At 54.9% G+C, this 255-nt stretch carries 1 protein-coding gene; it reads left to right on the forward strand.

Features of this window, described 5'->3' with window-relative positions:
- Positions 1 to 23: 23 nt before the first annotated feature.
- The coding region (locus AC2AXP_RS22805) for a transposase (RefSeq protein WP_484381997.1) at positions 24 to 255 on the forward strand (232 nt) is incomplete at its 3' end.

Consider the following 255-nt stretch of genomic DNA (forward strand, 5'->3'; position numbering starts at 1 on the left):
CTCTCAAGCAAGAGGTGACTCACATGACAAAACCAGCATCAACCACTAAAAAGCCACGCAAGCAACATACACCTGAATTCCGCGACGAAGCCCTGAAACTGGCTGAACGTATTGGTGTGGCCGCAGCTGCCCGCGAACTCAGCCTTTATGAGTCGCAAATTTACACCTGGCGTAGCAAGCGGCAGCAACAGGCAACGTCCTCTGAACGTGAGGGCGAACTCGCCGCTGAGAATGCCCGCCTCAAACGCCAACTGG

It is taken from the genome of Serratia sp. Sp408, assembly GCF_057180665.1.